Here is a 22,663-nt window from a genome sequence, read left to right on the forward strand (position 1 = left end):
TGTCGATTCGCCGCTATAATGTGCGGCTCGCCGGGCGTGACCCGGTTCTACTGTGTCCCGGAGATTCCATGCCCAGCGTCAAAGTCCGCGAGAACGAGCCCTTCGAGTTTGCTCTTCGCCGCTTCAAGCGCACTTGCGAAAAGGCCGGTGTGCTGGCCGAAACCCGCAAGCGCGAGTTCTACGAAAAGCCGACCCAGGAGCGCAAGCGCAAGGCCGCCGCTGCTGTGAAGCGTCAGCTGCGCCGCTCGTCGCGCGACGTCACCAAGCGTCAGCGCCTGTACTGATCGGACGCATCTTCATTGCGGCGGGCCTGCCCGTCGCGATGGAGCCGAAGCCGGCACGCGCGAGCGTCGCCGGCTTTTTGCGTTTCCGGGTTCGGGCATCCGCCCCGCCCCACCTACCACCACGAGGTTCCTCATGAGCATGAAGCAGCAGCTCACCGAAGACATGAAGGCCGCCATGAAGGCGGGCGAGAAGCACAAGCTGGGCGTGATCCGCCTGATCAATGCCGCCATCAAGCAGCGCGAAGTGGACGAGCGCATCGAGCTGGATGACACCGCCGTGATCGCCGTGCTCGACAAGATGGTCAAGCAGCGCAAGGACTCGGTCAGCCAGTACGAAGCGGCCAACCGCGAAGACCTGGCCGAGATCGAGCGCGCCGAGATCGTGGTCATCGAAGCCTATCTGCCGGCCAAGATGGGCGAAGCCGAGATCGTGGCCGCCATCCAGGCCACCATCGCCGAGACCGGCGCCTCCGGCCCGGCCGACATGGGCAAGCTGATGGGCGCACTGAAGCCCAAGCTCGCTGGCCAGGCCGACATGGGCCTGGTGTCCAAGCTGGTCAAGCAGCAGCTGGCGTAATCCGGCACACGGGGGCGGATCCCTTTCGCAACGCGAAAGGGCTCTGACCCCATTGATGCACCCGCTTCACCGCACCTTCGTTGGCCGCCTGCTACAACCACACCCATGGTTGAACCCGAGCCCAACGTTCCCGTGTCCCTGCACAAGTACCTCAAGCGCCTGCAGGACAGCTTTCCGATGGCGGTGGCCAAGCGCTTCATCGACGTCGACGTGCTGACCCAGGCCGCCTCCGTTTCCTTCTACGCCCTGCTGTCGATGGCCCCGCTGCTGGTGCTGCTGCTGTGGTTGACCGCTTCGCTGTACCCGCCGGCACAGCAGGCGCTGATCGACCAGATCAGCTCGGTGGCTGGCAGCAGCGCGGCTACGGTGGCCGAAACCGTCCTGAAGAACGCCGACAACCAGCCCGACGTCGGCTCGCTGGCGGGGCTGTGGAGCACGCTGCTGCTGTTCGTCGGCGCCACCGCCGTGTTCGCGCAGCTGCAGAACGCGCTCAACCTGATCTTCCGCACCAGTGGCGAGCGCCTGGAGGGCATCAAGGCCTGGCTGCGCAAGCGTGTGTTCTCGTTCGGCGTGGTGCTGGCCCTGGGCTTCCTGCTGATCCTGTCGATGACTGCCACCACGGTACTGCAGGTGGCCTTCGCGCAACTGCCCTCGATCCTCCCCGCGCTGGGGTACGTCACCAGCCTGCTGCTGTACGCGGTGGGGTTCGCCTTCATGTACCACTACCTGCCCGACCGCCGCGTGGCATGGCGCCAGGCCTTCATCGGCGGCGTCATCACCTCGGCACTGTTCGCACTGGGCCGCTACGGCATCGGCGTCTACATCGCCACCGTGGCCCCCGGCAGTGCCTACGGCTCGATGGGCGCGCTGGTGATCTCGCTGGTCTGGATCTATTACGCGACCGTGGTCTTCTTCGTTGGCGCGCTGATGACCGCGGTGATCGATGAGCGCCTGCGCGCGCGCCATCACCTGGCCGCCGCCGGCATCGATCCGGCCACCGCCAGCCAGGTGCCCGACAGGGGGTAAACTAGGGCAACCGCCCCCGGTTCCGTCGCGTGGTCCTGTACCGCGCCCTGCCCTGTTGCCCATGGCCCGTATCCCCGACGCTTTCATCGACGACCTGCTGGCCCGCACCGACATCGTCGAGGTGGTGGGCAGCCGCGTGCCGTTGAAGCGCCAGGGCAAGGAATACGCCGCACGCTGCCCGTTCCATGACGAGCGCTCGGCCTCGTTCACGGTCTCGCCCACCAAGCAGTTCTATCACTGCTTCGGCTGCGGCGCGCACGGCACCGCGATCAGCTTCCTGATGAACTACGACCGCCTCGAGTTCCTCGACGCGGTGGATGAACTGGCCAAGCGTGCCGGCATGGACGTGCCGCGCAACGAAAACCCGCGCAGCCCCCAGCAGCAGGACGACAGCCGCGAGCTGTACTCGGCGCTGGACGCCGCCACCAGGTTCTTCCAGAAGAATCTGGAAGGCAGCGAGAAGGCACGCGCGTATCTGGAAAGCCGTGGCGTGGACGAAGCGAACCGCGCGCGCTTCCAGATCGGCTACGCACCGGATGGCTACAGCGGCCTGCGCGATGCGCTGGGCAAGGACGAGCGCCGCATGAAGCTGCTCGACCGCGCCGGCCTGTTCTCCAAGAACGATCGCGGCCACGTCTACGACAAGTTCCGCGACCGGGTGATGTTCCCGATCTTCGACCGTCGTGGCCGGGTGATCGCCTTCGGCGGCCGCGTGTTCGAGAAGGACGACGGCCCCAAGTACCTCAACTCGCCCGAGACCGCGCTGTTCCACAAGGGCCGCGAGCTGTACGGCCTGTGGCAGGTGCGCCAGGCCAACCAGAAGATCGAGCGGTTGATCGTGGTCGAGGGCTACATGGACGTGGTCTCGCTGTTCCAGTTCGGGGTTACCCACGCGGTGGCGACGCTGGGCACGGCGACCACGCCGGACCATGCCGAGCTGCTGTTCCGCAACGCGCCGGACGTGTTCTTCTGCTTCGACGGCGATGCCGCCGGCCGCCGCGCCGGCTGGAAGGCCCTGGAGTCGGTGCTGCCGCGCATGAAGGATGGCCGCCAGGCGTTCTTCCTGTTCCTGCCCGATGGCGAGGACCCGGACAGCATCGTGCGCAAGGAAGGCGCCGAGGCCTTCAACGAGCGCCTGAAGCAGGCCACGCCGCTGTCGCAGTTCTTCTTCGATGAACTGACCCGCGAGATCAACCTGGGCACGCTGGACGGCAAGGCACGCCTGGCCGAACGCGCAAAGCCGATGCTGGCGCAGATTCCCGACGGTGCCTTCGGCGACCTGATGAAGCAGCAGCTGGCGCAGCTGACCGGCCTGGGCGGCACTGCCCAGGCCACGCGCGCGCCGATGCCGCAACGCCAGCCACAGCGGACGATCCAGCCGGTGGCCAAGCGCAGCCTGGTGCGCGGCGCGATCGCCGTGCTGCTGCAGCAGCCGTCGCTGGCGCTGACCCTGGGCGGAAAGCATCACTTCCAGGGCCTGCGACTGCCGGGCGTGGAGCTGCTGCTGGAACTGCTGGGGCTGGTCGAACAGCGCCCGGACATCAGCACCGGCGCCCTGCTGGAACACTTCGACGGCCGCGAGGAACAGGCGTCGCTGCATACGCTGGCCGCTCAGACGCTGCCCGGCACCGAGGCCAGCTGGACCCAGGAACTGCACGACGCGGTGGCACAGCTGGAGAAACAGCTGCTGGTGCAACGTCTGGAGGAGTTGTTGGCAAAGCAGCGCCAGCAGGGCCTGGACGATACTGACAAATACGAACTGCGCGAGCTGCTGAAGGCCCGCGCCGGGCTGCGCCTGTAGCGGCAGAACGTTTTCACGGAGAGGACCATGCTGCTGCGCCTGACCTGCCTGCTGTTGTTGTCGCTCTGCCTGCCACTGGCGGCCCTGGCCACAGATGGCCCGCTCAATGAAGTCCGCCCGGGCCTGTATGCCGGCGGCCAGCCCTCCGCCGCACAACTGCGCGAACTTGCCGCGCAGGGCGTGCGCACCGTGATCGACCTGCGCCAGCCCGGCGAGGACCGGGGTTTCGACGAAACGCGCGTTGCCGAATCATTGGGCCTGCGCTACGTGCGCATTCCGGTGGCCGGTGCCGAGGGGCTCGATGCCGCCAACGTGCGCGCCGTGCACCAGGCCCTGCGGCAGAGCCAGGGGCCGGTGCTGCTGCACTGTGCGTCCGGCAACCGCGCTGGCGCCGTGCTCGGCCTGGTCAACGCACGCTACGAACATGCCAGCCCCGAACAGGCCCTTCAGCTGGGCCAGCGTGCTGGCCTGACCTCGCTGGAAGCCGCCACCCGCCAACGCCTGGCCACGCCGGTCATCTCGCCCTGAACTCTCCGCACCAAGGACTCTGCCCACCATGACCCGCTGGTGGTCGCGCCTGCGACCGGACAACTTCACCCTCGCCCTGCTGTGCACGGTTGGCCTGGCCTCGCTGCTGCCGATGAAGGGCGCCGCCGCCATCGTCCTTGATGACGTCACCACCGTCGCCATCGCCGCGCTGTTCTTCCTGCACGGCGCGCGCCTGCCGCGCGAGTCGATCATTGGCGGCATGCTGCACTGGCGGCTGCACCTGACCATCCTGGCCTGCACCTTCCTCCTGTTCCCGCTGCTGGGGCTGATGTTCAAGCCGCTATCGGGCTGGCTGCTGACCCCGGAGCTGTACCTGGGCGTGCTGTTCCTGTGCACCCTGCCCTCCACCGTGCAGTCGTCCATCGCGTTCACCTCGATGGCGCATGGCAATGTGCCCGCAGCGGTGTGCAGTGCTTCGTTGTCGAGCATCCTCGGCGTATTCCTGACGCCGCTGCTGCTGACCGCGCTTGCGGGCACCTCCGGTGGCGTGCACGACCCGCTGCATGCGATCGGCGGCATCATGCTGCAGCTGCTGGTGCCGTTCGTGGCCGGCCACCTGCTGCGGCCGTGGATTGCCGGTTGGGTGGAAAAGCAGCGCGCGCTGCTGCGTTACACCGACCAGGGCACGATCCTGCTGGTGGTGTATTCGGCGTTCGGTGAAGCGGTGACTGAAGGCCTGTGGAGCAAGACGCCGCTGCTCTCGCTGCTGGCCGTGGCGGTCGTGGCCGCCGTGCTGCTGGGCATCGCCATGCCGCTGATCACCTTCATCGCCCGCCGCCTGCGTTTCAACCGCGAGGACGAGATCGCCATCGTGTTCTGCGGCTCGAAGAAGAGCCTGGCCACCGGCGTGCCGATTGCCAAGGTGCTGTTCGCCGGCGGCAGCCTCGGCGCCATCGTGCTGCCGGTGATGATCTACCACCAGATCCAGCTCATCGTCTGCGGCGTGATCGCGCAGCGGTACGCGAAGCGCGCGCCCTGACCCGACGGGAGGACATCCACGCATGGCGTGGATCTACTGTAGAGCCGAGCCCGCGCTCGGCTGACACCTGTGATCCGGAGTAGATCCACGCCATGCGTGGATGGTTTGCCTGACGCTACGGATCCACCAGCGTCCCGACGCTCAGTTCCGGCATCCATACCCATAGGTCGTACGGCCGTTCCGCACCGGCAGCGACCCGCGGCCCCGTGGCAACCTGCTCTCGAAGTGGCCGCGCCATGCAACCGCCCGCGCATCCCCACGTCTGACCACGTTGCGCGCCCAACCGTACGCTGTAGATATCCAAGTCCCGCAGCTGCGACGCCATCGGATGCATCTGCATTTCTGGCGGCATACCTTGCGGCCTTTGCAGCATCGCGTGCACGTTACCAGTCAGCACCAGCATGCGCGCATTGGCCGGTAGGCCTCGATAGAGCCGCCGCAACTCGGCTGCCATGAGGTCATCGCGTACCTGGTTTCCGCCCTTGCTGGCGTTGACGTCATAGCCAACGACGTCGATCACACGTCCCTGCGACTTCAGCACGCGCAGGCTTTCGATCATTGCCAGCATGTCGCGGCTGCGACGGCCGTCATGCTGGTCATCGCGCAGGGTCCAGAACGCACGCCCGCGCAGATGCTGGCGTGCCTTCTCCCCGCCATCGGAAGCCAGGTAATCGCGCAGCGTGGGGGTTTCCCCGCGTGGCAGTTCCAGCGCCAGCAGGACCGGCCCGGTGCGGCTGTAGCCGTCCACCAGCTGCCGCACCAGCAGCGGCGTCTCGCGGGTTCCATGGAATTCGCCCAGCACCAGCAGGCGATGGTCAGCGGCGTATTGGCGGATCTGCGCGGTAGTGTCGTCGGCATGCGCGGTCACGGCCATGCCCAGCGCCAGCATCAGCGCGGTGGTCCAACGGAAGAACGAGTGCATCCCTGCTGCTTCCTTTCCCTGGGGTCAGGAACAGCAATGGCGACGCCACTGGAAGAGATCAAGTGTAGAGCCGAGCCCACGCTCGGCTGCTCTTCCAATCCCCCCTCAGCCGAGCATGGGCTCGGCTCTGCAGGTGGCGCTTCACAACCAGGGCAGGATCCAGTGGTCGACCAGCAGGAAGGCGAACAGCGCCATCAGGTACACGATGGAGTAATAGAACATCTTCATCGAGAACAGCTCATCCGGCGGGTTGAGCATGCGCCAGGCATACCAGAGGAACACCGCGTTGAGCACGATCGCGCCGCCCAGGTAGAACGCACCGCTCATGCCCACCAGGTACGGCAGCAGGCAGACCAGCGCCAGCACCACCGAATACACCATGATCTGCTTGCGGGTATGCACCACGCCGTGGGTCACCGGCAGCATCGGGATCTCCGCCTTGGCGTAATCCTCGCGGCGGAAGATCGCCAGCGCCCAGAAGTGCGGCGGCGTCCAGATGAAGATGATCAGCACCAGCAGCGACGAGTACGCCCAGTCCGACGAGCCCTGCATGCCGGTCACCGCAGCCCAGCCCAGCATCGGCGGCATCGCGCCGGCCAGGCCACCGATGACGATGTTCTGCGAGGTCGCGCGCTTCAGGTACACGGTGTAGATCACCGCGTAGCCGATCAGCGAGGCGAAGGTCAGCACTGCAGTGATCAGGTTCACCCACAGCACCAGGATGGCCATCGACAGCACGATCAGCACGCCGGCGAACACCAGCACCTGCCATGGCTTGACCTTGCCGACCACCAGCGGGCGCCACGACGTGCGTGCCATCTGCGCATCGATGTGCGCATCCAGCAACTGGTTGATCGCGGCGGCCGCCGAAGCGGCCAGCCAGATGCCGAGGAAGCCGAGCAGGCCGGCGCGCACCTGCTCCCAGCTGGGCACGCCCGGAATAGCCAGGACCATGCCGACCAGGGCAGTGAAGACAATGAGGGCGACGACCTTGGGCTTGGTCAGGTCCCAGTACTGGCGGTAGTTGGAAAACATGGAATCAGTCCGGGGCGCGCAGGCGGGCCAGCAGGCTGACCAGCACGAACAACAGGGCAACGGCCACGCCGTTGTGGGCCACGGCCACTTCCAGTGGCAGCGCCAGCTTCACATTGAGGATGCCGAGGGTGACCTGCAGCACCAGCAGCGCGATCAGCGCGCTGGCCCAGCCGCGCATGCTCGGCAACCGGAACAGGCGCACGCCCAGCCACAGCAGGTAGATGGCCACCACCGCCGCGAACAGGCGGTGCGCCATCTGGATGGCGATACGCGAGGCGCCATCCAGCACGCCGCCTTCGTAGTCCACGCCGATGCCACGCCACAGGGTGAAGCCTTCAACGAAGTTGTGCTGCGGCCACCACTGGTTGGCACAGCGCGGGAAGTTGTCCAGCGATGCACTGCCGCCGCCGCAGGCCAGCGCCGCGTAGTTGGCACTGACCCAGCCGCCCAGTGCGATCTGGGTGACCAGCACCGCCAGGCCGATGCGCAGCAGCCACTTCAGCTTCGGTGCCTCGGCCAGGGTGATCGGCATGTGCGTCGCACGCCAGGCCATCCAGGCCAGCAGCGCGAACATCAGCATGCCGCCCAGCAGATGGCCCATCACCACGATGGGTTTGAGCAGCAGGGTCACCGTCCACATGCCCAGCAGGGCCTGGAAGATCACCACCGCCAGGGTCAGCAGTGCAGCGCGTGCCAGGTCGATGTTGCTCCAGCGCAGCGCGGCGATCAGCAGGATCGCCTCGCCGACCAGAGCCAATGCGCTGGCGGTGCCATGCCAGCCCATCATGTACAGCGGTATGCCAGCGGCCACCAGTACGCAGGCGGTCACCACTGCCGTGGTCCCAAAGCGGCGCTTGCGCGTGGCCAGCAGGGCCAGGGTCAGGATCTCGATGCCCAGCGCGCCGGCCAGGAAGCGGTGCACCTGCTCACGCCAGGCCTTGTGGGTCTCCAGCGGGCGGATCTCCGCCGCCGGGTGGCCGATGGTCTCTTCCACGTGCTGCGGCCAGGTGGCCTGGCCATAGCAGGTCGGCCAGTCCGGGCAGCTCAGGCCGGCATCGGACAGGCGTACGAACGCGCCGAACATGATCGTGCTCGCGGTCATGATCATGGCGAACCACGCCAGGCGGTGGAAATTGCGGTGCAGCGCCGGACGCGCGGAAAGGCTCATCAAACGGGACTCACTTCAGTTTCAGCAACGTGGCCATGTCCTTGCGCAGGCCACCCAGGTCACTGCCGGGGGCATGGCGCATGATCACGAAGCCGTTCGGATCGATCACGTAGACCGGCAGTCCCGCCGGATCATCGACGCCCGGCAACGCCGCGCGCAGGGCTGGCGACGGAGCCAGCGGCCGCAGCGCGGGCAGCGAGGCGATCGACGCCGGTGGCGTACCCAGCCACAGGATCTCGACATTATCGGCGTTATGGCCGAACAGCTGCCACACCTTGCCCAGCCCCTGCGACAAAGTGACGCACTGCGCGTCGCAGGCACCGGCCGGTGCCACCAGCAGGCGCCAGGTGCGGGCCTCGGGGTTCCAAGGATAGGGCTGGCCACTGGCCAGGGTCGGCGCCTGCTGGCGCAGATCGACCGGCGGCTTCAGCAGCTGTCCCGCATTGCGGTGGCCGGTGGGCTGCCAGCCGGAGAAGCGCAATACCGCGGCCAGCGCCATCGCCCCGAAGAACACGGCAAACAGCAGCACCAGGGTCCGGCGGCCGGAGCCGCGCGCCTGCGGGGACGTAGCAGTGTTCATGCGGGGCATTTTCTCATGGTTGGGTAAACGATGCCGGTAGTGCCGGCCGCTGCCCGGCATCCAGGAATCCGGGAATCCGGGGATTGCCGGCCAGCGGCCGGCACTACCGGGCGATGGGCCGTCTCCTGCGCCGCTCCAGCACCAGCGCCACCACCAGCACGGTCAGGGCCAGGCCGAACCACTGCACGGCGTAGCCCAGGTGTCGCTGAGGCGGCAGCGTGTTCGGCAGCAGGTCCAGATCGCGCTCGTCGCCGAAGGGCAGCGCCGGGTCCAGTCGCAGGACCCGCTCGGGCAGCGTTGGCAGGCCCAGCGCTGCGGCGAGGCCCTCGGCCGGCAAGCGGCTGGCCAGCCAGCGCCCGGCCTCACCGGTGGCGGAGAACGCCGGGCCCAGTACCAGCCCCGCCGAAGGCGGTGGCGCCAGCAACCCGCGCACCGCCACCGGCGAAGGCGGCGCCGGTATGTCCGGCAGCGTGCGATCCGGCGGCAGCGCGCGCCAGCCAAGATCGACCAGCAGCACGCTGCCTTCGTCACTGCGGAACGGGCGATAGATCTTTACGCCGGCACGGCCATGCCGGGTCTGGTTGTCCAGCAGCACCACGCCAGGCAGGAAGCGGCCGTGATCGGCCACACCGTGCAACGCGCCGGGGGCTGCCAGGGCCTGCGCCAGCGGCAGCGCCTGAGCCACCGCTGGCCCCTGCGCATCCAACATTGACTGTTTGGCATGCATGCGCTGCAGCTGCCACAGCCCCAATGCAGTGAAACCGGCCATCGCCAGCACGGCCAGCAACCATCCGATCACGCGTGTGTGCTGGCGCATCATGACAAGTCCGCGCAAACGCGGTCAGATAGGCGCACCCACCCTGCCCTCGAGCCGCGCATGAGTGATTCGCTGAAGACCCTGCTGGTAATCGCGTTTCTGATCGTCATCGTCTGGAACCTGGGCGCCGGCCTGTATTACCTGCTGGTCGACCGCGGCCAGACCAAGCGCACGGTCAACGCACTGACACGTCGCATCGCGGTGTCGGTGGCGTTGATCGTACTGGTGATCGTGAGCATCTACATGGGCTGGATCAAGCCGCACGGCGTCGGCGGCTGAGGCCACCGATGCGTGCGTGGTCAAAGCACGTAGACGAACAGGAACAGCATCAGCCACACCACGTCGACGAAGTGCCAGTACCACGCGGCCGCTTCGAAACCGAAATGGTTGTCGCGGGTGAAGTGTCCCTTGGCCGAACGCAGCCACATCACGATCAGCATGATCGTGCCCAGCAGCACGTGCGCGCCGTGGAAGCCGGTCAGCATGAAGAATGTCGAACCGTAGATACCCGAACCGAGCGTCAGGTTCAGTTCCTTGTAGGCGTGGATGTACTCCTCCGCCTGCAGGGTCAGGAAACCGAGGCCGAGCACCACAGTCAGGCCCAGCCAGATCAGCAGCTGGCGGCGGTTGCCGGCCTTCAACGCGTGGTGGGCGATGGTCAGGGTCACGCCGGAGGTGAGCAGGATCAGCGTATTGATCAGCGGCAGGCCCCAGGCCGGGATGGTCTGGAAGGCACCACCGATCGCCGCAGGGCCATTGGTCGGCCATCCGGCGGAGTAGCCCTGCCAGAGCAGCTCGTTGGTCATCACCCCGCGGCCTTCGCCGCTCAGCCACGACAGGCCCAGGTTGCGGGTGTAGAACAGCGCGCCGAAGAACGCGCCGAAGAACATCACCTCGGAGAAGATGAACCAGATCATCCCCATCCGGAACGAGCCATCGACCTGGTGGTTGTAGTTGCCGGCCTGCGATTCGCGCACCACGTCGCTGAACCACCAGAACAGGGTCAACACCAGCATCGCGATGCCGATGTAGAACGTCCAGCGCCCCCAGCTGGCGTCGTTGAGCCAGCTGGCCACGCCCACCATGGTCACCATCATCGCGATGGAGCCCACGAAGGGCCATTTGCTCTGGGCCGGGACGAAGTACACGTTGGCGTCGGTCGGTGTCTGGGCCATGTCGGTATCCGGGTCAGGGTGCGGCGTGCGCGCCGTCCGAGGTGGCGGCCGGGGCCAGCCGATCGGACAACGCGTCGTTGCGGTAGAAGGTGTAGGACAAGGTGATCGTCTTGATTTCCGGCGGCAGGTCCGGATCGACGATGAAGCGCACCGGCATGTCGCGCTTCTCGCCGGCCTGCAGCGTCTGCGCGGTGAAACAGAAGCACTCGGTCTTGCTGAAGAAGCCCGACGCGCGTGCCGGCGCCACCGAAGGCACCGCGCTGCCAACGACTGCCTGCTGGCTGTCGTTGCGGGCGAAGTAAAGCGCCTCGTTGAGTTCGCCGGGCACCACGTCCATGGTCAGCTGCTCGGGATGGAACGACCACGGCAGGCGCGAATTGACGCCGCCATCGAACTCCACCCGCACGGTGCGCTTGCCAGCTGCGGCACCCGTACTGGCTTCACCACCCGGGCCGCGTTCCAGGCGCACGCCGAATACCTTCTCGCAGGCAATGCGGTACAGCGGCACCAGCGAGAAGGTCAGCAGGAACACCGCCACTGCCACGCCGATCAGGCGCGGCAGCCCGGCACTGGGTGACCGCGTGCTGGCCGGTGCCTCGCTCATCGGCCGATCACCCCGCTGAGGATGAAGCCGACGTAGACCAGCACCGCGATGGCGCCGACCCACATCGCCGTGCGCCGGGCACGCTGGCGCTGCTGTTCGATGCTTCCGCCCTGGTAGAGCCGACCGCTGGTCGGCTGCTCTTCGTAGTTGTAGAGCCGAGCCATGCTCGGCTGCTTTTCGTCAGCCGGGCATGGCTCGGCTCTGCAGGTCTGTAGTGGGCTCTCGTTATGCATGCCCCACCTCAATGCGTGATGTCGTCATGCGCCAGATCCCCCGGACGGATGGTCGGCGGCGTGGTGAAGGTGTGCGCCGGTGCCGGCGATGGCAGCGTCCACTCCAGCCCGCGTGCACCTTCCCAGCTGCGTGCTTCGGCCTTCTCGCCGTTGCGCAGCGAGGACAGCAGGATCGCGGCCATCATGAACGGCGTGACGAACATGCCGAACGCACCGATCGAGCTGATCAGGTTCCAGTCGGCAAACGCTACGCTGTAGTCCGGAATGCGGCGCGGCATGCCGGCCAGGCCGAGGAAGTGCTGCGGGAAGAACAGCAGGTTGACGAACACGATCGACCACCAGAAGTGCACCTTGGCCCACTTCTCGCTGTACATGCGCCCGGTCCACTTCGGCCACCAGTAATACACCGCCGCGATCAGCGCGAACACCGCGCCGGTCACCAGCACGTAGTGGAAATGCGCAACCACGAAGTAGGTGTCGTGGTACTGGAAGTCGGCCGCCACGATCGCCAGCATCAGGCCGGAGAAGCCACCGATGGTGAACAGGATGACGAAGGCCACCGACCACAGCATCGGCGCCTCGAACGTCAGCGAGCCCCGCCACATGGTGCTGACCCAGTTGAACACCTTCACGCCGGTCGGGATCGAGATCAGCATGGTGGCGAACATGAAGTAGATCTCGCCGCCCAGCGGCATGCCCACGGTGAACATGTGGTGGGCCCAGACGATGAACGACAGGAACGCGATCGCGGCGGTGGCGTACACCATCGCCTGGTAGCCGAACAGCGGCTTGCGGCTGAAGGTCGGGATGATCTCGCTGACCACGCCGAAGGCGGGCAGGATCATGATGTAGACCTCGGGATGGCCGAAGAACCAGAAGATGTGCTGGTACATCACCGGGTCACCGCCACCGGCGGCGTTGAAGAAACTGGTGCCGAAGAACTTGTCGGTCAGCAGCATGGTCACCGCACCGGCCAGCACCGGCATCACCGCGATCAGCAGGAAGGCGGTGATCAGCCAGGCCCAGCAGAAGATCGGCATCTTCAGCAGGTCGATGCCCGGCGCGCGCATGTTCAGCACGGTGGCGATGATGTTGATCGCACCCATGATCGAGCTGATGCCGGCCACGTGGATTGCGAACACGCTGAAGGCCACGTTGTAGCCGCCCTGCAGCGACAGCGGCGGATACAGCGTCCAGCCACCGGCCGGTGCACCACCCGGCAGGAACAGCGTCAGCAGCAGCAGGCTGAAGGCCACCGGCAGCAGCCAGAACGACCAGTTGTTCATGCGCGGCAGCGCCATGTCCGGCGCACCGATCTGCAGCGGGATCATCCAGTTGGCCAGGCCGACGAACGCCGGCATCACGCCGCCGAAGATCATCACCAGCGCATGCACGGTGGTCATCTGGTTGAAGAACTCGGGCTTGACGAACTGCAGGCCCGGCTGCGCCAGCTCGGCGCGGATCACCACGCTCATCGCCGCACCGATGATGAACATGATGAAGCTGAAACCCAGGTACAGCGTGCCGATGTCCTTGTGGTTGGTCGAGAAGAACCAACGCTCGAAGAAGCTCTGGTGGTGATGGTGATCGTCGTGCCCAACTGCCGAGTGCGCCATTGCAAAACACCTCTCAGAATCGGTTGTCACCGCGGCCGCGAGCGGCCGCGGGCTTTACATCACGCGCCGCTGGCCGCAACCGCAGGTGCGCTGCCGGCTTCGGCAGCAGCAGGTGCCGCCGGTGCTTCGATCGCAGGGGCAGCCGGTTCTGCAGGTGCCGCAGGGGGGGCGGGTTCGGCAGCCGGCGCCGGCTTGCGCTGCGCCAGCCACTGTTTGAAGTCCTCCTTGGACACCGCCTCGACCACGATCGGCATGAAGCCGTGGTCCTTGCCGCACAGCTCGGCGCACTGCCCGCGGTACACCCCGGGCTGCTCGATGCTGGTCCAGGCTTCGTTGATGAAGCCGGGGATGGCGTCCTGCTTCCAGCCCAGCGCCGGTACCCACCAGGCGTGGATCACGTCGTCGGAGGTGATGACGAAACGCACCTTGGTATCGACCGGCAACACCAGCCGGTTGTCGACGTCCAGCAGGTAGTGCGGATGGCTTTCGCGGGTCGGCACGATGCCACTTTGCCGCACGCGGTCGGACTCGCGGTCCAGGCGGCTGGTGAAGGTGACGTTCTCGCCGAGGTATTCGTACTTCCACATCCACTGGTAGCCGGTGACCTTGACCGTCATCTCGGCATCGCGGGTGTCGTACATCTTGATCAGGTTGGCCGTGGCCGGCCACGCCATCACGATCAGGATGATCACCGGGATCACCGTCCAGATGATCTCGGCCTTGGTGTTGTGGCTGAAGGTGGCCGCGACCGCGCCCTTGGATTTGCGGAACTTGAAGATGGCGTAGGCCATCGCCCCGAACACGATGACGCCGATCACCGTGCAGATGATCAACGACAGGTTGTTCGATTCCCAGGCCAGGCGCGAGGTCTGGGTCACCCCCTTGCCCATGTTCAGCTGCCACGGCTTGGGATCGGCCGCCTGGGCCCAGGCCGACGCCGGAATCAGTCCCCCGGTCGCCAGCATCGCGGCGACCGCGTTCACGCACTTCGTGCCCCACCTGCTGCTTTGCTTCATTGCCTAGACCCTTAGCGTCGTCGGTTGCCGCCATCGCTGGCGGCGAGCAAGCTTTCAAGTGTCTCTGCGAGCGTCTGGCGTTCGGCCGGCGCGAGGAAACTCCCCACCTCCACCTGCCGGCCGCTGGATGCCAGCCGGACCCTCTCATCGTCGGTGAGCAGGCGCACCCAGTGCGGGTGGGCCCGGAACACCGGCGATCCACCGGGTACGGGGATGACCTCCACGTACGCCGGCACTACCCGGATCTCCTCCTGCCGTTCACCGCTGCGCCACAAGGCACGCAGCGCCGCTGCCAGCACCAGGCTGTACAGCAGCGCGAACAGGGGGGCGAATGCATTGCCGGCCCACCACCCGAGGGCGGACACCAGCCACATCGCACCCGACAACACGGTGAACAACAGGACGAACTGCCGGGCATCGAGCGCCCGTGGGGGACGCAGCCGCAGCTGCGTACCTGACCCATCCGGAGCTGGAAGCACCTCGATCATGTCGCAACCGCGTTCCTGCCGCGGGAAACGTCTCGATGGTAGCCCCGCCCTCTCGCAGGTAGCAAGGGTGCATTCACACATTTTCCGATGCTGCAACACAGCATGAGGTCGGCGGCACGAATGACGAATTCAGCACAAATTTTTCCGGGTTTGCTGAACACGCCGAATCCACCACGGTTAATAGCTATCAGCCCTTCATGAAGGTGTCTGCGGGGCACTTCCGGAACCCGCAAAATTGATTAAAATCGCCAAGTTTTCCACTGGCCGGACCGGCATGAACGCACCTTCCTCCTCCCCTGCCGCCCACGACGCCCCGCGTCCGGGCGCGCTGCTGTCGCCGGAACTGCCGGCGCCCCCCAACCCGTTCCGCCAGGCCATCACCGATGCCTGGTTGAAGGACGAGGCCAACCACGTCCGCGAGCTGCTGGCGCAGGCGCGCCTGCCCGCCGAGGAACAGGCCAGGGTGCAGGCGCTGGCCGCCGACCTGGTCGGCCGCGTGCGCGTGCGTGCCAAGGACCAGGGCGCGATCGAAGCCTTCATGCGCCAGTACGACCTGGGCAGCGAAGAAGGCGTGCTGCTGATGTGCGTGGCAGAGGCCCTGCTGCGCATTCCGGACCAGGACACTGCCGACAAGCTGATCCGCGACAAGCTGGCCGATGCCGACTGGGAAAAGCACCTGGGTGGCAGCGACTCGGTGCTGGTCAATGCCTCCACCTGGGGCCTGATGCTGACCGGCAAGCTGGTGCAGATGAACGACGCCACGCGCGCCGATGCGCCCAGCGCATTCAAGCGCCTGGTCGGCCGCGTCGGTGAGCCGGTGGTGCGCCTGGCCGTACGCCAGGCGATGAAGATCATGGGCCACCAGTTCGTGATGGGCCGCACCATCAGCGAAGCGCTGTCGCGCTCGCACAAGGGCGACAACGCCAGCTACCGCTACTCGTTCGACATGCTCGGCGAAGGCGCGCTGACCATGAAGGATGCACTGCGCTACCTGGAAGACTACCGTCGCGCGATCCACGCCATCGGCAGTGATCACAAGGCCCGCGGCGGCCGCCCGGACGGCGACGTCAACAACGCTCCGGGCATCTCGATCAAGCTGTCGGCGCTGTACCCCCGCTACGAGCACGCCAAGCGCGAGCGCGTGCTGAAGGACCTGGTGCCGGGCGTGCTGGAACTGGCACAGCTGGCCAAGAGCTACGGCATCGGCTGCACCGTCGACGCCGAAGAGTCCGACCGCCTGGAACTGTCGCTGGACATCATCGAGCAGGTGTTCTCCGACGCCTCTCTGGCTGGCTGGGATGGCTTCGGTGTGGTCGTACAGGCCTACCAGAAGCGCACGCCGTACACGATCGACCACCTGGCCGACATGGCACGCCGTGCCGGTCGCCGCCTCCAGGTGCGCCTGGTCAAGGGCGCCTACTGGGATGCCGAGATCAAGCGTGCGCAGATCGAAGGCTACCCGGGCTACCCGGTGTTCACCCGCAAGCAGAACACCGACGTGTCCTACCTGGCCTGCGCCAAGCGGCTGTTCACCCATGCGGACGCGATCTACCCGATGTTCGCCACGCACAACGCGCACACGATCGCGGCCGTGCGCAGCATCGCCAACGGCGGCGTGTACGAGCACCAGAAGCTGCACGGCATGGGCGACGACCTGTACGCCGAAGTGGTGCCGGCCGACCGCTTGAACCTGCCCTGCCGCGTGTACGCCCCGGTCGGTTCGCACGAAGACCTGCTGCCGTACCTGGTGCGCCGCCTGCTGGAAAACGGCGCCAACTCCAGCTTCGTCAACCGCATCACCGACGAGCGCGTGCCGATCGCCGACCTGATCCGCGATCCGGTCGAGATGGTCGCCTCGTTCGAATCGATTCCGCATCCCAAGATCCCGCTGCCGGTTGACCTGCTGCGCAGCCAGAACCGCGACAGGAAGAACTCCATGGGCGCCAACCTCGCCAACGACAACGAACTGCGCGCCCTGGCCGAGCAGCTCAACGCCGCCGTGAAGCCGTGGCAGGCCTCGCCGCTGGTACCGGGTGCCAACCCGGCCGGCGCCGCGCTGCCGGTGACCAACCCGGCCGACACCCGCGAGGTGGTCGGCCAGTGGCTGGCCGCCGATGCCGCCACCGTGCAGAAGGCCCTGGCCAACGCCGTGGCTGCGCAGCCGGCCTGGAACCGCACCCCGGCCGCCAGCCGCGCCGCCATCCTCGAGCACGCTGCCGACCAGCTGGAAGCGCGCATGCCGGAGTTCATGGCGCTGTGCGTGAAGGAAGCCGGCAAGAGCCTGCCCGACAGCATCGCCGAAGTGCGCGAAGCCGTGGATTTCCTGCGCTACTACGCCAAGCAGGCGCGCGAGCAGTTCAGCCACGCCGAGAAGCTGCCCAGCCCGACCGGTGAATCCAACGAGCTGCAGCTGCACGGCCGCGGCGTGTTCGTCTGCATCAGCCCGTGGAACTTCCCGCTGGCGATCTTCCTGGGCCAGGTCGCCGCTGCTCTGGCCGCCGGCAACAGCGTCATCGCCAAGCCGGCCGAGCAGACCAACCTGATCGGCTACTACGCGGTGAAGCTGCTGCACGATGCCGGCGTACCGGCCGAGGTGGTGCAGTTCCTGCCGGGCGACGGCGCCACCGTGGGTGCGGCGCTGACCGCCGACCCGCGCGTGGCCGGCGTGGCCTTCACCGGCTCCACCGAGACCGCCCGTGCGATCAACCGTGCGATGGCCGCGCGTGACGCCGCCATCGGCGTGCTGATCGCCGAGACCGGTGGCCAGAACGCCTTCATCGCCGACTCCTCGGCGCTGCCGGAACAGCTGGTCAAGGACGCGATCGGTTCGGCCTTCACCTCCGCCGGCCAGCGTTGCTCGGCCGCGCGCGTGCTGTTCGTGCAGGACGACATCGCCGACAAGGTGATGACCATGCTGGCCGGCGCGATGAAGGAGCTGAAGGTTGGCAACCCGGGCCTGCTGTCTACCGACGTCGGCCCGGTGATCGATGCCGACGCGCTGAAGATCCTGCAGGACCACGCCGAGCGCATGGACCGCGAAGCGCGCCTGATCGCCGCCGCCGAGCTGTCCGCCGAAGCCGCCAATGGCACCTTCTTCGCACCGCGCGCGTATGAACTGAAGGACCTGGGCCAGCTGCAGAAGGAAGTCTTCGGTCCGGTTCTGCACGTGATCCGCTGGAAGGGCGACCAGCTCGACGCGGTGATCGACCAGATCAACGCCACCGGCTACGGCCTGACCCTGGGCGTGCATTCGCGCATCGACGAGACCGTTGACCGCATCAGCAACGGCGTCCATGTCGGCAACGTGTACGTCAACCGCAACCAGATCGGCGCGGTGGTCGGCGTGCAGCCGTTCGGCGGCCAGGGCCTGTCCGGCACCGGTCCGAAGGCCGGCGGCCCGCACTACCTGCTGCGCTTTGCCACCGAAAAGACGGTGACGGTGAACACCACCGCCGCCGGCGGCAACGCCTCGCTGCTGACCCTGGGCGACTGATCGCCTGCTTGATGCGGCAAACAAGAAACCCCGCGAACGCGGGGTTTTTTGTGCTTTGCTTCCTGTAGAGCCGAGCCCACGCTCGGCTTTTCCGGCACAGCCGAGCGTGGGCTCGGCGCTACAGAGGCAGGGCCACACTGAACCGGTTGTCCGCCCGCTTCGCCAGCTCACGCTGTACGCGCGCGATGCGCGTCTCCAGATCGCCTTCCAGCAGCACGTATTCGACGCCCCGCGCCTGCAGCTCGCGCACGTACCACGCATGCTGCTGCGCCCGGAATGCTTCGCCCACCCGTGTGCCGTCCTGATCGAACGGAATATCCGGCGCGCACACGAACAGCAGGTCATATGGCCGCAATGCAGCCTGCCGCAGTGCCTCCGGCGCCGTACCAGACATCCAGCCGCTGTAGCCCAGCGTCACCAGCGGCGTGGTATCGCAGAACAGCCAGCGATGCGCCCGCCGCGCGCCCTCGTCTTCATGCTGCGGCTGGGTCATTGCGATGTGAAGCAGATCATCCGGCATCAGGTCGCCGCCCTGCTGCTCCCAGAGCGTGCGGCCATACTCCGGCACCCAGGCGGTCTGCAGGCGCTCGGCCATCACCCGCGCCAGCGTGGTCTTGCCACTGGACTCGCCACCAATGAAGGCCACGCGCTGCACGTATCCGGCGTACACCTCCGGTGCGAGACCATGGCGGTGCGCGTGCGGATCGGCGCGCAGCTGGGTGCCGCACGCCTGCCCGGCGTCCAATGCGCGTTCGAGCCGCTCATGGCGTACCGGCGCACCGAAGTGCGTGGCCAGCGCCTGCGCGAAGCCGTCACCGTAGTCCTCGCCAGTGAATACCGCCTGCACCGGGCCACCGAACAGGTGCTGGCACAGCCAGGCGGTGAACTCGCGCTGCACGTACTCGCTGTCGCTGTCGTGCGGCAACACGCGTGGCGGCACGCCATGTTCGGCACACAGCGCTGCCAACCGCGCATCATCCAGCACCGCCACCGTTGCCCGGGGGAAGCGCGCACGCAACCAGCGTTCGCGGCGAGCAGCGCTGTAACCGGCAAAACCCGGCTGCGACCAGCCGATCACCAGCAGCTGCGTGCAGCGCGTGGCGGCGAAGTCGATCAGGCGTTCGTGGCCGAGGTGCAGCGGGCAGAACTTGCCCACCACCAACCCCCGCGCGACGCGCTCAGGCGGCGGCATCGGCTGCCTTGGCCTCGGTCCGCATCAGATGGCGCCAATGGCGCAGGGCGACCAGCGCGTTTATCCAGAAACCGATGTAGAGGATCGAGGTCAGATGCAGGCCACGGCTGTAGTACAGCGGCACTGCCACGGTGTTCACCAGCAGCCACACCCACCACGATTCCAGCTTGCGCCGCATCATCAGGATCTGCGCGATCACGCTCAGCACCAGCACCGCCGAATCGATGTAAGGCGCATAGGCGTTGGTCAGTCGGGTCAGCATCCAGCCGTAGCCGAACGTGGCCACCATCGCCAGCGGCGCCAGCCAGGCCCACGCACGCGGCCGCAGCGCAGTGATCGGCAGCGGCGCGCCATGGTCGCCGCGCAGCCACTGCCACCAGCCCAGCACGCTGATGGCGATGAAGAAGAACTGCAGCACCATGTCTGCATACAGGTGCGAGCGCTCGAACACGGCCGCAAACAATGCGCAGCCGACGATGCCCAGCCACCAGGTGTGCACGTTGTTGCGACCAGCCAGCAGGATCGAGCCGGCGACGGCGATATTGGCGGCCAGCTCCAGCTGGAAGTTCGGGTCGGACAGGTTCATCGCACCATTGTCGCGTAGATCCACGTCCTGCGTCGTCGGACCCGTAGATCCATGCCATGCGTGGATACCCTCCGCAAAAAGAAAGCCCCGCTTGCGCGGGGCTCTCCTCGTACTGCTTCAGGCAATCGCCCGAATCAGAACTTGTACTGCATCGACGCCGCCAGCACGTCGCCGCTCACCTTGTACTTGCCGGTCACGGTGTTGGCAGTGGCCGAGGTCGAGGTGATGTTCGGATCCTTGGTGAACAGGTGGGTGTAACCCACGCTGTATTCCATCTTGTCCGAAGCGGCGTAGGTCAGGCCCAGCGACAGCCACTTGCGGGTGGTGTCCGGCACGCGCACGTCACGGTGGGCGTCGGTGGTCGGGGTCTGGTCGTACGCCAGGCCGCCACGCAGGGTCAGCTTGTCGTTCACGCGGAAATCGGTACCGATCGACGCGAAGGTGGTGTCGCGGTAGTGGAACGGCAGCACGCTGTCCGGCTGGTTGGAGTCATAGTCGACGGTGACCTGGTCGAACTTGCTCCACGCCGTGCGCGTGACCTCGGCCATGATCTGCCACTGGTCGTTCACGCGGTGGGTGAAGCCCATGGTGGCGCTGGCCGGCAGGGTGATGGTGGCGCGGCCGTTGCTGTCGATGAAGGTACCCGGGGCGGCAGTGGCCAGGAAGGCGGCAGCGTTCTGCGGGATGGTGAAGTCGGCCTTGCCGTCGGTGATCTTGTGCTCGACCTTCGAGCGGTAGCTGAAGGCGATGTTGGTGCCTTCCACCGGGGTGACCGTCATGCCCAGGGTGTAGCCGACCGACACTTCGTCGCCCTTGATGCGCAGGTAGCCATCGGCGGTGCCCGGCGAGAAGCCGAGCTGGGCGGCCTGGCGTGCAGCGGCCTGCGACGCCGCCGCAGCCTGGGCTGCGGTGCCGCCTGCAGCCAGCACACGCGCCGCAGCGGTGCGCTGGGCCGTGGCGTTGATCGCGGTGCCGGTATCGACAGCGTTGGTCAGGTCGACGTTCAGGCGCTCGGCGAACACCGAAGCACCGAACGACAGGTACGGGTTGACGTCATAGGAGAACGCCACGCCCAGGTCGATGGCCTGCAGCTCGGTCTTGACGCCGTTGTAGCGGCCGACCCAGTCGCGGTCGTATTCGGTCTTGAAACCGAACGGCACGGTCAGCGAAGCACCGAAGTGCATGTTGTCGTTCTCGCCGAACGGCACGTGGAAGTACGCGGCCGGAACCGGGGCGATCATGCCGGCGTCGCCGCCGTTGCCACCGGAAATCGGCGCGCCGTTGCCGTACTGGCCCTGGCCGCGGAACTTGGCGCCGAAGCTGATGGCGCTGACGTCGCCCTGGACCAGGGTGCCGTCGAGCAGGCGCATGGAGGCCGGGTTGGTGGCGATGACCGAGGCGTCACCTTCGGTCGAGGTGGAGCCGGCGAACGCGCGGCCCAGGCCCTTGGCGCTGTTTTCCTTCAGCTGGAAGGCGGCAGCATTGGCATCGGCGGCGGCCAGCGCACCGGCAACGCCGACGGCCAGCAGGGTCAGTCGGGCAATGGTGGAAGCGGTTTGCATCGTAGTTCTCTCTCTCCGGTAAGCGGTGATGGTGCTCTGAGTGCGCCTGCGCCCGCCGGGTCCTGGGACCCATCGGAGCGCGCCGGATTCCCCTCCCGACATACGACGCCGTATGCGAGTATTACCCAGACCTGTTAATGAAACAATAACAGCGCAGGCGGTTTTTTCGTCTCAAAAGCTGAACAGGACCATCCCCACCGAAAGTGGCCGCACGCTAGGCTATTGGCATGTTCGTCTCGCTCCCGTCCCGCAAGAAGGCGGCCCTGCGCTGGGCCACGCCCGTGCTGTTCGCGTCATTGTGGCTGGCATTCCTGTGGTCGATCTCGCGTCCGGACGATGCCCGCGGCAGCCTCTGGCTGGACTGGGGCGCCCTGTCCACCGGTCTGACCCACCCGCTGGACTGGTGGGCGACCCTGCAGGACGGCAGCGTGCTGCGCCTGTTCACCGCCCTGTTCCTGCACGCCGACTGGTCACATCTGCTGGGCAACCTGGTGTTCCTGCTGATCTTCGGCCTGCCCGCCGAGCGGGTGCTGGGGCCGTGGCGGCTGCTGCTGCTGTTCCTGGTCGGCGGCGCAGTGTCGAACCTGGTCGCGATCTACACCATGGGCAGCCCGGACCAGATCATCATCGGCGCCAGCGGCGCGGTGTCGGCCCTGATCGGCGCCTATCTGGCCCTGTTCCCGGGCGCGCGGCTGGGCGTGGTGATCCCGCTCGGCCTGTTCCTGGAGTTCGTGCGCGCCCCGGCGTACCTGCTGATCGGCGTCTGGGCGGCGCTGCAAGTGGTGTTCGCCCACATCGGCCCAAGCTTCGGCATGGTGGCCTGGTGGGCGCACATCGGCGGCTTCGTGTTCGGCGTCGTGTACGGGGTCTATGTACGCGCCGCGATCGCGCGCCGCCTGCGCAAGCGGCACGGCTTCTGATCCAGGTAGAGCCGGCCGCTGGCCGGCTCCACGCTCACCC

Annotated in this window: 23 protein-coding genes; 9 read left to right on the forward strand and 14 right to left on the reverse strand. The window is 66.8% G+C overall.

The window, feature by feature from the left end; translation table 11 throughout:
- Positions 1-68: 68 nt before the first annotated feature.
- The 6 genes from rpsU to A7X97_RS17140 all read left to right on the forward strand — a co-directional run bounded on the left by rpsU (position 69) and on the right by A7X97_RS17140 (position 5,216).
- Positions 69-284 (forward strand): 30S ribosomal protein S21, encoded by a 216-nt coding sequence (gene rpsU / locus A7X97_RS17115; protein ID WP_002808376.1) that lies wholly within the window; start codon positions 69-71, stop codon positions 282-284.
- Between the two features lie 133 nt (positions 285-417).
- Positions 418-861 carry a GatB/YqeY domain-containing protein gene (locus A7X97_RS17120; protein ID WP_088496629.1) on the forward strand — a complete coding sequence of 148 codons (444 nt, stop codon included), beginning with the start codon at positions 418-420 and terminating at the stop codon, positions 859-861.
- A gap of 105 nt (positions 862-966) precedes the next feature.
- On the forward strand, positions 967-1,887 hold the full coding sequence (locus tag A7X97_RS17125; protein ID WP_005415012.1) for a YihY/virulence factor BrkB family protein: 921 nt from the start codon (positions 967-969) through the stop codon (positions 1,885-1,887).
- A 61-nt stretch (positions 1,888-1,948) separates the two neighbouring features.
- Positions 1,949-3,688, forward strand: a complete 1,740-nt coding sequence (dnaG, locus tag A7X97_RS17130; RefSeq protein ID WP_088496630.1) for a DNA primase — start codon at positions 1,949-1,951, stop codon at positions 3,686-3,688.
- A gap of 27 nt (positions 3,689-3,715) precedes the next feature.
- Positions 3,716-4,216, forward strand: coding sequence for a protein tyrosine phosphatase family protein (locus tag A7X97_RS17135; RefSeq protein WP_088496631.1), 501 nt, complete (start codon positions 3,716-3,718; stop codon positions 4,214-4,216).
- A 28-nt stretch (positions 4,217-4,244) separates the two neighbouring features.
- Positions 4,245-5,216: a bile acid:sodium symporter family protein gene (locus A7X97_RS17140; RefSeq protein ID WP_065179432.1), complete on the forward strand. Its 972-nt coding sequence runs from the start codon at positions 4,245-4,247 to the stop codon at positions 5,214-5,216.
- A gap of 115 nt (positions 5,217-5,331) precedes the next feature.
- Here the strand turns inward: A7X97_RS17140 and A7X97_RS17145 are convergent, their stop codons facing one another.
- The 5 genes from A7X97_RS17145 to A7X97_RS17165 form a co-directional block, all read right to left on the reverse strand.
- On the reverse strand, positions 5,332-6,138 hold the full coding sequence (locus tag A7X97_RS17145) for a calcium-binding protein (RefSeq protein ID WP_088496632.1): 807 nt from the start codon (positions 6,136-6,138) through the stop codon (positions 5,332-5,334).
- Between the two features lie 141 nt (positions 6,139-6,279).
- A complete protein-coding gene (cyoE, locus tag A7X97_RS17150; RefSeq protein WP_088496633.1) occupies positions 6,280-7,173 on the reverse strand; it encodes a heme o synthase in 894 nt (297 codons plus the stop codon).
- A gap of 4 nt (positions 7,174-7,177) precedes the next feature.
- Positions 7,178-8,341 carry a COX15/CtaA family protein gene (locus A7X97_RS17155; RefSeq protein ID WP_065179434.1) on the reverse strand — a complete coding sequence of 388 codons (1,164 nt, stop codon included), beginning with the start codon at positions 8,339-8,341 and terminating at the stop codon, positions 7,178-7,180.
- A gap of 10 nt (positions 8,342-8,351) precedes the next feature.
- On the reverse strand, positions 8,352-8,921 hold the full coding sequence (locus A7X97_RS17160; RefSeq protein WP_069140018.1) for a hypothetical protein: 570 nt from the start codon (positions 8,919-8,921) through the stop codon (positions 8,352-8,354).
- A 103-nt stretch (positions 8,922-9,024) separates the two neighbouring features.
- Positions 9,025-9,741, reverse strand: a complete 717-nt coding sequence (locus tag A7X97_RS17165; RefSeq protein ID WP_072169022.1) for an SURF1 family protein — start codon at positions 9,739-9,741, stop codon at positions 9,025-9,027.
- A 57-nt stretch (positions 9,742-9,798) separates the two neighbouring features.
- Here A7X97_RS17165 and A7X97_RS17170 point away from each other — a divergent pair, with 57 nt between their 5' ends.
- Complete coding sequence (locus A7X97_RS17170; RefSeq protein ID WP_049416782.1) at positions 9,799-10,017, forward strand: twin transmembrane helix small protein; 219 nt, start codon at positions 9,799-9,801, stop codon at positions 10,015-10,017.
- 20 nt (positions 10,018-10,037) lie between these two features.
- Here the strand turns inward: A7X97_RS17170 and A7X97_RS17175 are convergent, their stop codons facing one another.
- Genes A7X97_RS17175 through A7X97_RS17200 form a run of 6 tightly spaced genes read right to left on the reverse strand, consistent with a single transcriptional unit; the run spans position 10,038 to position 14,870 of the window.
- Complete coding sequence (locus A7X97_RS17175; protein WP_005407793.1) at positions 10,038-10,913, reverse strand: cytochrome c oxidase subunit 3; 876 nt, start codon at positions 10,911-10,913, stop codon at positions 10,038-10,040.
- A 13-nt stretch (positions 10,914-10,926) separates the two neighbouring features.
- Complete coding sequence (locus tag A7X97_RS17180; RefSeq protein ID WP_053498717.1) at positions 10,927-11,517, reverse strand: cytochrome c oxidase assembly protein; 591 nt, start codon at positions 11,515-11,517, stop codon at positions 10,927-10,929.
- Entirely contained in the window at positions 11,514-11,750 is a 237-nt protein-coding gene (locus tag A7X97_RS17185; protein ID WP_088496634.1) for a hypothetical protein, read from the reverse strand. The genes A7X97_RS17180 and A7X97_RS17185 overlap by 4 nt, the downstream gene beginning before the upstream one ends.
- Positions 11,751-11,758: 8 nt before the next feature.
- Positions 11,759-13,366, reverse strand: coding sequence for a cytochrome c oxidase subunit I (gene ctaD / locus A7X97_RS17190; protein WP_005407790.1), 1,608 nt, complete (start codon positions 13,364-13,366; stop codon positions 11,759-11,761).
- A 59-nt stretch (positions 13,367-13,425) separates the two neighbouring features.
- Positions 13,426-14,382 carry a cytochrome c oxidase subunit II gene (coxB, locus tag A7X97_RS17195; RefSeq protein ID WP_111008235.1) on the reverse strand — a complete coding sequence of 319 codons (957 nt, stop codon included), beginning with the start codon at positions 14,380-14,382 and terminating at the stop codon, positions 13,426-13,428.
- Positions 14,383-14,393: 11 nt separating this feature from the next.
- Complete coding sequence (locus tag A7X97_RS17200) at positions 14,394-14,870, reverse strand: DUF2244 domain-containing protein (protein WP_021202927.1); 477 nt, start codon at positions 14,868-14,870, stop codon at positions 14,394-14,396.
- Between the two features lie 274 nt (positions 14,871-15,144).
- Here A7X97_RS17200 and putA point away from each other — a divergent pair, with 274 nt between their 5' ends.
- Positions 15,145-18,363 (forward strand): bifunctional proline dehydrogenase/L-glutamate gamma-semialdehyde dehydrogenase PutA, encoded by a 3,219-nt coding sequence (gene putA, locus A7X97_RS17205; RefSeq protein WP_111008236.1) that lies wholly within the window; start codon positions 15,145-15,147, stop codon positions 18,361-18,363.
- Between the two features lie 118 nt (positions 18,364-18,481).
- Here putA and A7X97_RS17210 read toward each other — a convergent pair whose 3' ends face one another.
- From A7X97_RS17210 to A7X97_RS17220, 3 genes are all read right to left on the reverse strand, one after another.
- On the reverse strand, positions 18,482-19,555 hold the full coding sequence (locus A7X97_RS17210) for an AAA family ATPase (RefSeq protein ID WP_111008237.1): 1,074 nt from the start codon (positions 19,553-19,555) through the stop codon (positions 18,482-18,484).
- A complete protein-coding gene (gene pnuC / locus A7X97_RS17215; RefSeq protein WP_072169014.1) occupies positions 19,542-20,141 on the reverse strand; it encodes a nicotinamide riboside transporter PnuC in 600 nt (199 codons plus the stop codon). Before pnuC ends, A7X97_RS17210 begins: the two co-directional genes overlap by 14 nt.
- Positions 20,142-20,275: 134 nt before the next feature.
- Positions 20,276-21,703, reverse strand: a complete 1,428-nt coding sequence (locus A7X97_RS17220; RefSeq protein WP_111008238.1) for an outer membrane protein transport protein — start codon at positions 21,701-21,703, stop codon at positions 20,276-20,278.
- A 227-nt stretch (positions 21,704-21,930) separates the two neighbouring features.
- On the opposite strand from A7X97_RS17220, the gene A7X97_RS17225 reads away from it, so the two are divergent.
- Entirely contained in the window at positions 21,931-22,623 is a 693-nt protein-coding gene (locus A7X97_RS17225) for a rhomboid family intramembrane serine protease (RefSeq protein WP_053498727.1), read from the forward strand.
- The last annotated feature ends 40 nt before the right edge of the window (positions 22,624-22,663 follow it).

This window comes from Stenotrophomonas sepilia (assembly GCF_003244875.1).
In the GTDB taxonomy this organism is placed as follows: domain Bacteria; phylum Pseudomonadota; class Gammaproteobacteria; order Xanthomonadales; family Xanthomonadaceae; genus Stenotrophomonas; species Stenotrophomonas sepilia.

What these genes read in the sequence shown, in the direction of transcription:
- rpsU (WP_002808376.1), top strand. Translation starts at nt 69, where the DNA reads ATGCCCAGCGTCAAAGTCCGCGAGAACGAGCCCTTCGAGTTTGCTCTT.
- A7X97_RS17120 (WP_088496629.1), top strand. Translation starts at nt 418, where the DNA reads ATGAGCATGAAGCAGCAGCTCACCGAAGACATGAAGGCCGCCATGAAG.
- A7X97_RS17125 (WP_005415012.1), top strand. Translation starts at nt 967, where the DNA reads ATGGTTGAACCCGAGCCCAACGTTCCCGTGTCCCTGCACAAGTACCTC.
- dnaG (WP_088496630.1), top strand. Translation starts at nt 1,949, where the DNA reads ATGGCCCGTATCCCCGACGCTTTCATCGACGACCTGCTGGCCCGCACC.
- A7X97_RS17135 (WP_088496631.1), top strand. Translation starts at nt 3,716, where the DNA reads ATGCTGCTGCGCCTGACCTGCCTGCTGTTGTTGTCGCTCTGCCTGCCA.
- A7X97_RS17140 (WP_065179432.1), top strand. Translation starts at nt 4,245, where the DNA reads ATGACCCGCTGGTGGTCGCGCCTGCGACCGGACAACTTCACCCTCGCC.
- A7X97_RS17145 (WP_088496632.1), bottom strand. Translation starts at nt 6,138, where the DNA reads ATGCACTCGTTCTTCCGTTGGACCACCGCGCTGATGCTGGCGCTGGGC.
- cyoE (WP_088496633.1), bottom strand. Translation starts at nt 7,173, where the DNA reads ATGTTTTCCAACTACCGCCAGTACTGGGACCTGACCAAGCCCAAGGTC.
- A7X97_RS17155 (WP_065179434.1), bottom strand. Translation starts at nt 8,341, where the DNA reads ATGAGCCTTTCCGCGCGTCCGGCGCTGCACCGCAATTTCCACCGCCTG.
- A7X97_RS17160 (WP_069140018.1), bottom strand. Translation starts at nt 8,921, where the DNA reads ATGAACACTGCTACGTCCCCGCAGGCGCGCGGCTCCGGCCGCCGGACC.
- A7X97_RS17165 (WP_072169022.1), bottom strand. Translation starts at nt 9,741, where the DNA reads ATGATGCGCCAGCACACACGCGTGATCGGATGGTTGCTGGCCGTGCTG.
- A7X97_RS17170 (WP_049416782.1), top strand. Translation starts at nt 9,799, where the DNA reads ATGAGTGATTCGCTGAAGACCCTGCTGGTAATCGCGTTTCTGATCGTC.
- A7X97_RS17175 (WP_005407793.1), bottom strand. Translation starts at nt 10,913, where the DNA reads ATGGCCCAGACACCGACCGACGCCAACGTGTACTTCGTCCCGGCCCAG.
- A7X97_RS17180 (WP_053498717.1), bottom strand. Translation starts at nt 11,517, where the DNA reads ATGAGCGAGGCACCGGCCAGCACGCGGTCACCCAGTGCCGGGCTGCCG.
- A7X97_RS17185 (WP_088496634.1), bottom strand. Translation starts at nt 11,750, where the DNA reads ATGCATAACGAGAGCCCACTACAGACCTGCAGAGCCGAGCCATGCCCG.
- ctaD (WP_005407790.1), bottom strand. Translation starts at nt 13,366, where the DNA reads ATGGCGCACTCGGCAGTTGGGCACGACGATCACCATCACCACCAGAGC.
- coxB (WP_111008235.1), bottom strand. Translation starts at nt 14,382, where the DNA reads ATGAAGCAAAGCAGCAGGTGGGGCACGAAGTGCGTGAACGCGGTCGCC.
- A7X97_RS17200 (WP_021202927.1), bottom strand. Translation starts at nt 14,870, where the DNA reads ATGATCGAGGTGCTTCCAGCTCCGGATGGGTCAGGTACGCAGCTGCGG.
- putA (WP_111008236.1), top strand. Translation starts at nt 15,145, where the DNA reads ATGAACGCACCTTCCTCCTCCCCTGCCGCCCACGACGCCCCGCGTCCG.
- A7X97_RS17210 (WP_111008237.1), bottom strand. Translation starts at nt 19,555, where the DNA reads ATGCCGCCGCCTGAGCGCGTCGCGCGGGGGTTGGTGGTGGGCAAGTTC.
- pnuC (WP_072169014.1), bottom strand. Translation starts at nt 20,141, where the DNA reads ATGAACCTGTCCGACCCGAACTTCCAGCTGGAGCTGGCCGCCAATATC.
- A7X97_RS17220 (WP_111008238.1), bottom strand. Translation starts at nt 21,703, where the DNA reads ATGCAAACCGCTTCCACCATTGCCCGACTGACCCTGCTGGCCGTCGGC.
- A7X97_RS17225 (WP_053498727.1), top strand. Translation starts at nt 21,931, where the DNA reads ATGTTCGTCTCGCTCCCGTCCCGCAAGAAGGCGGCCCTGCGCTGGGCC.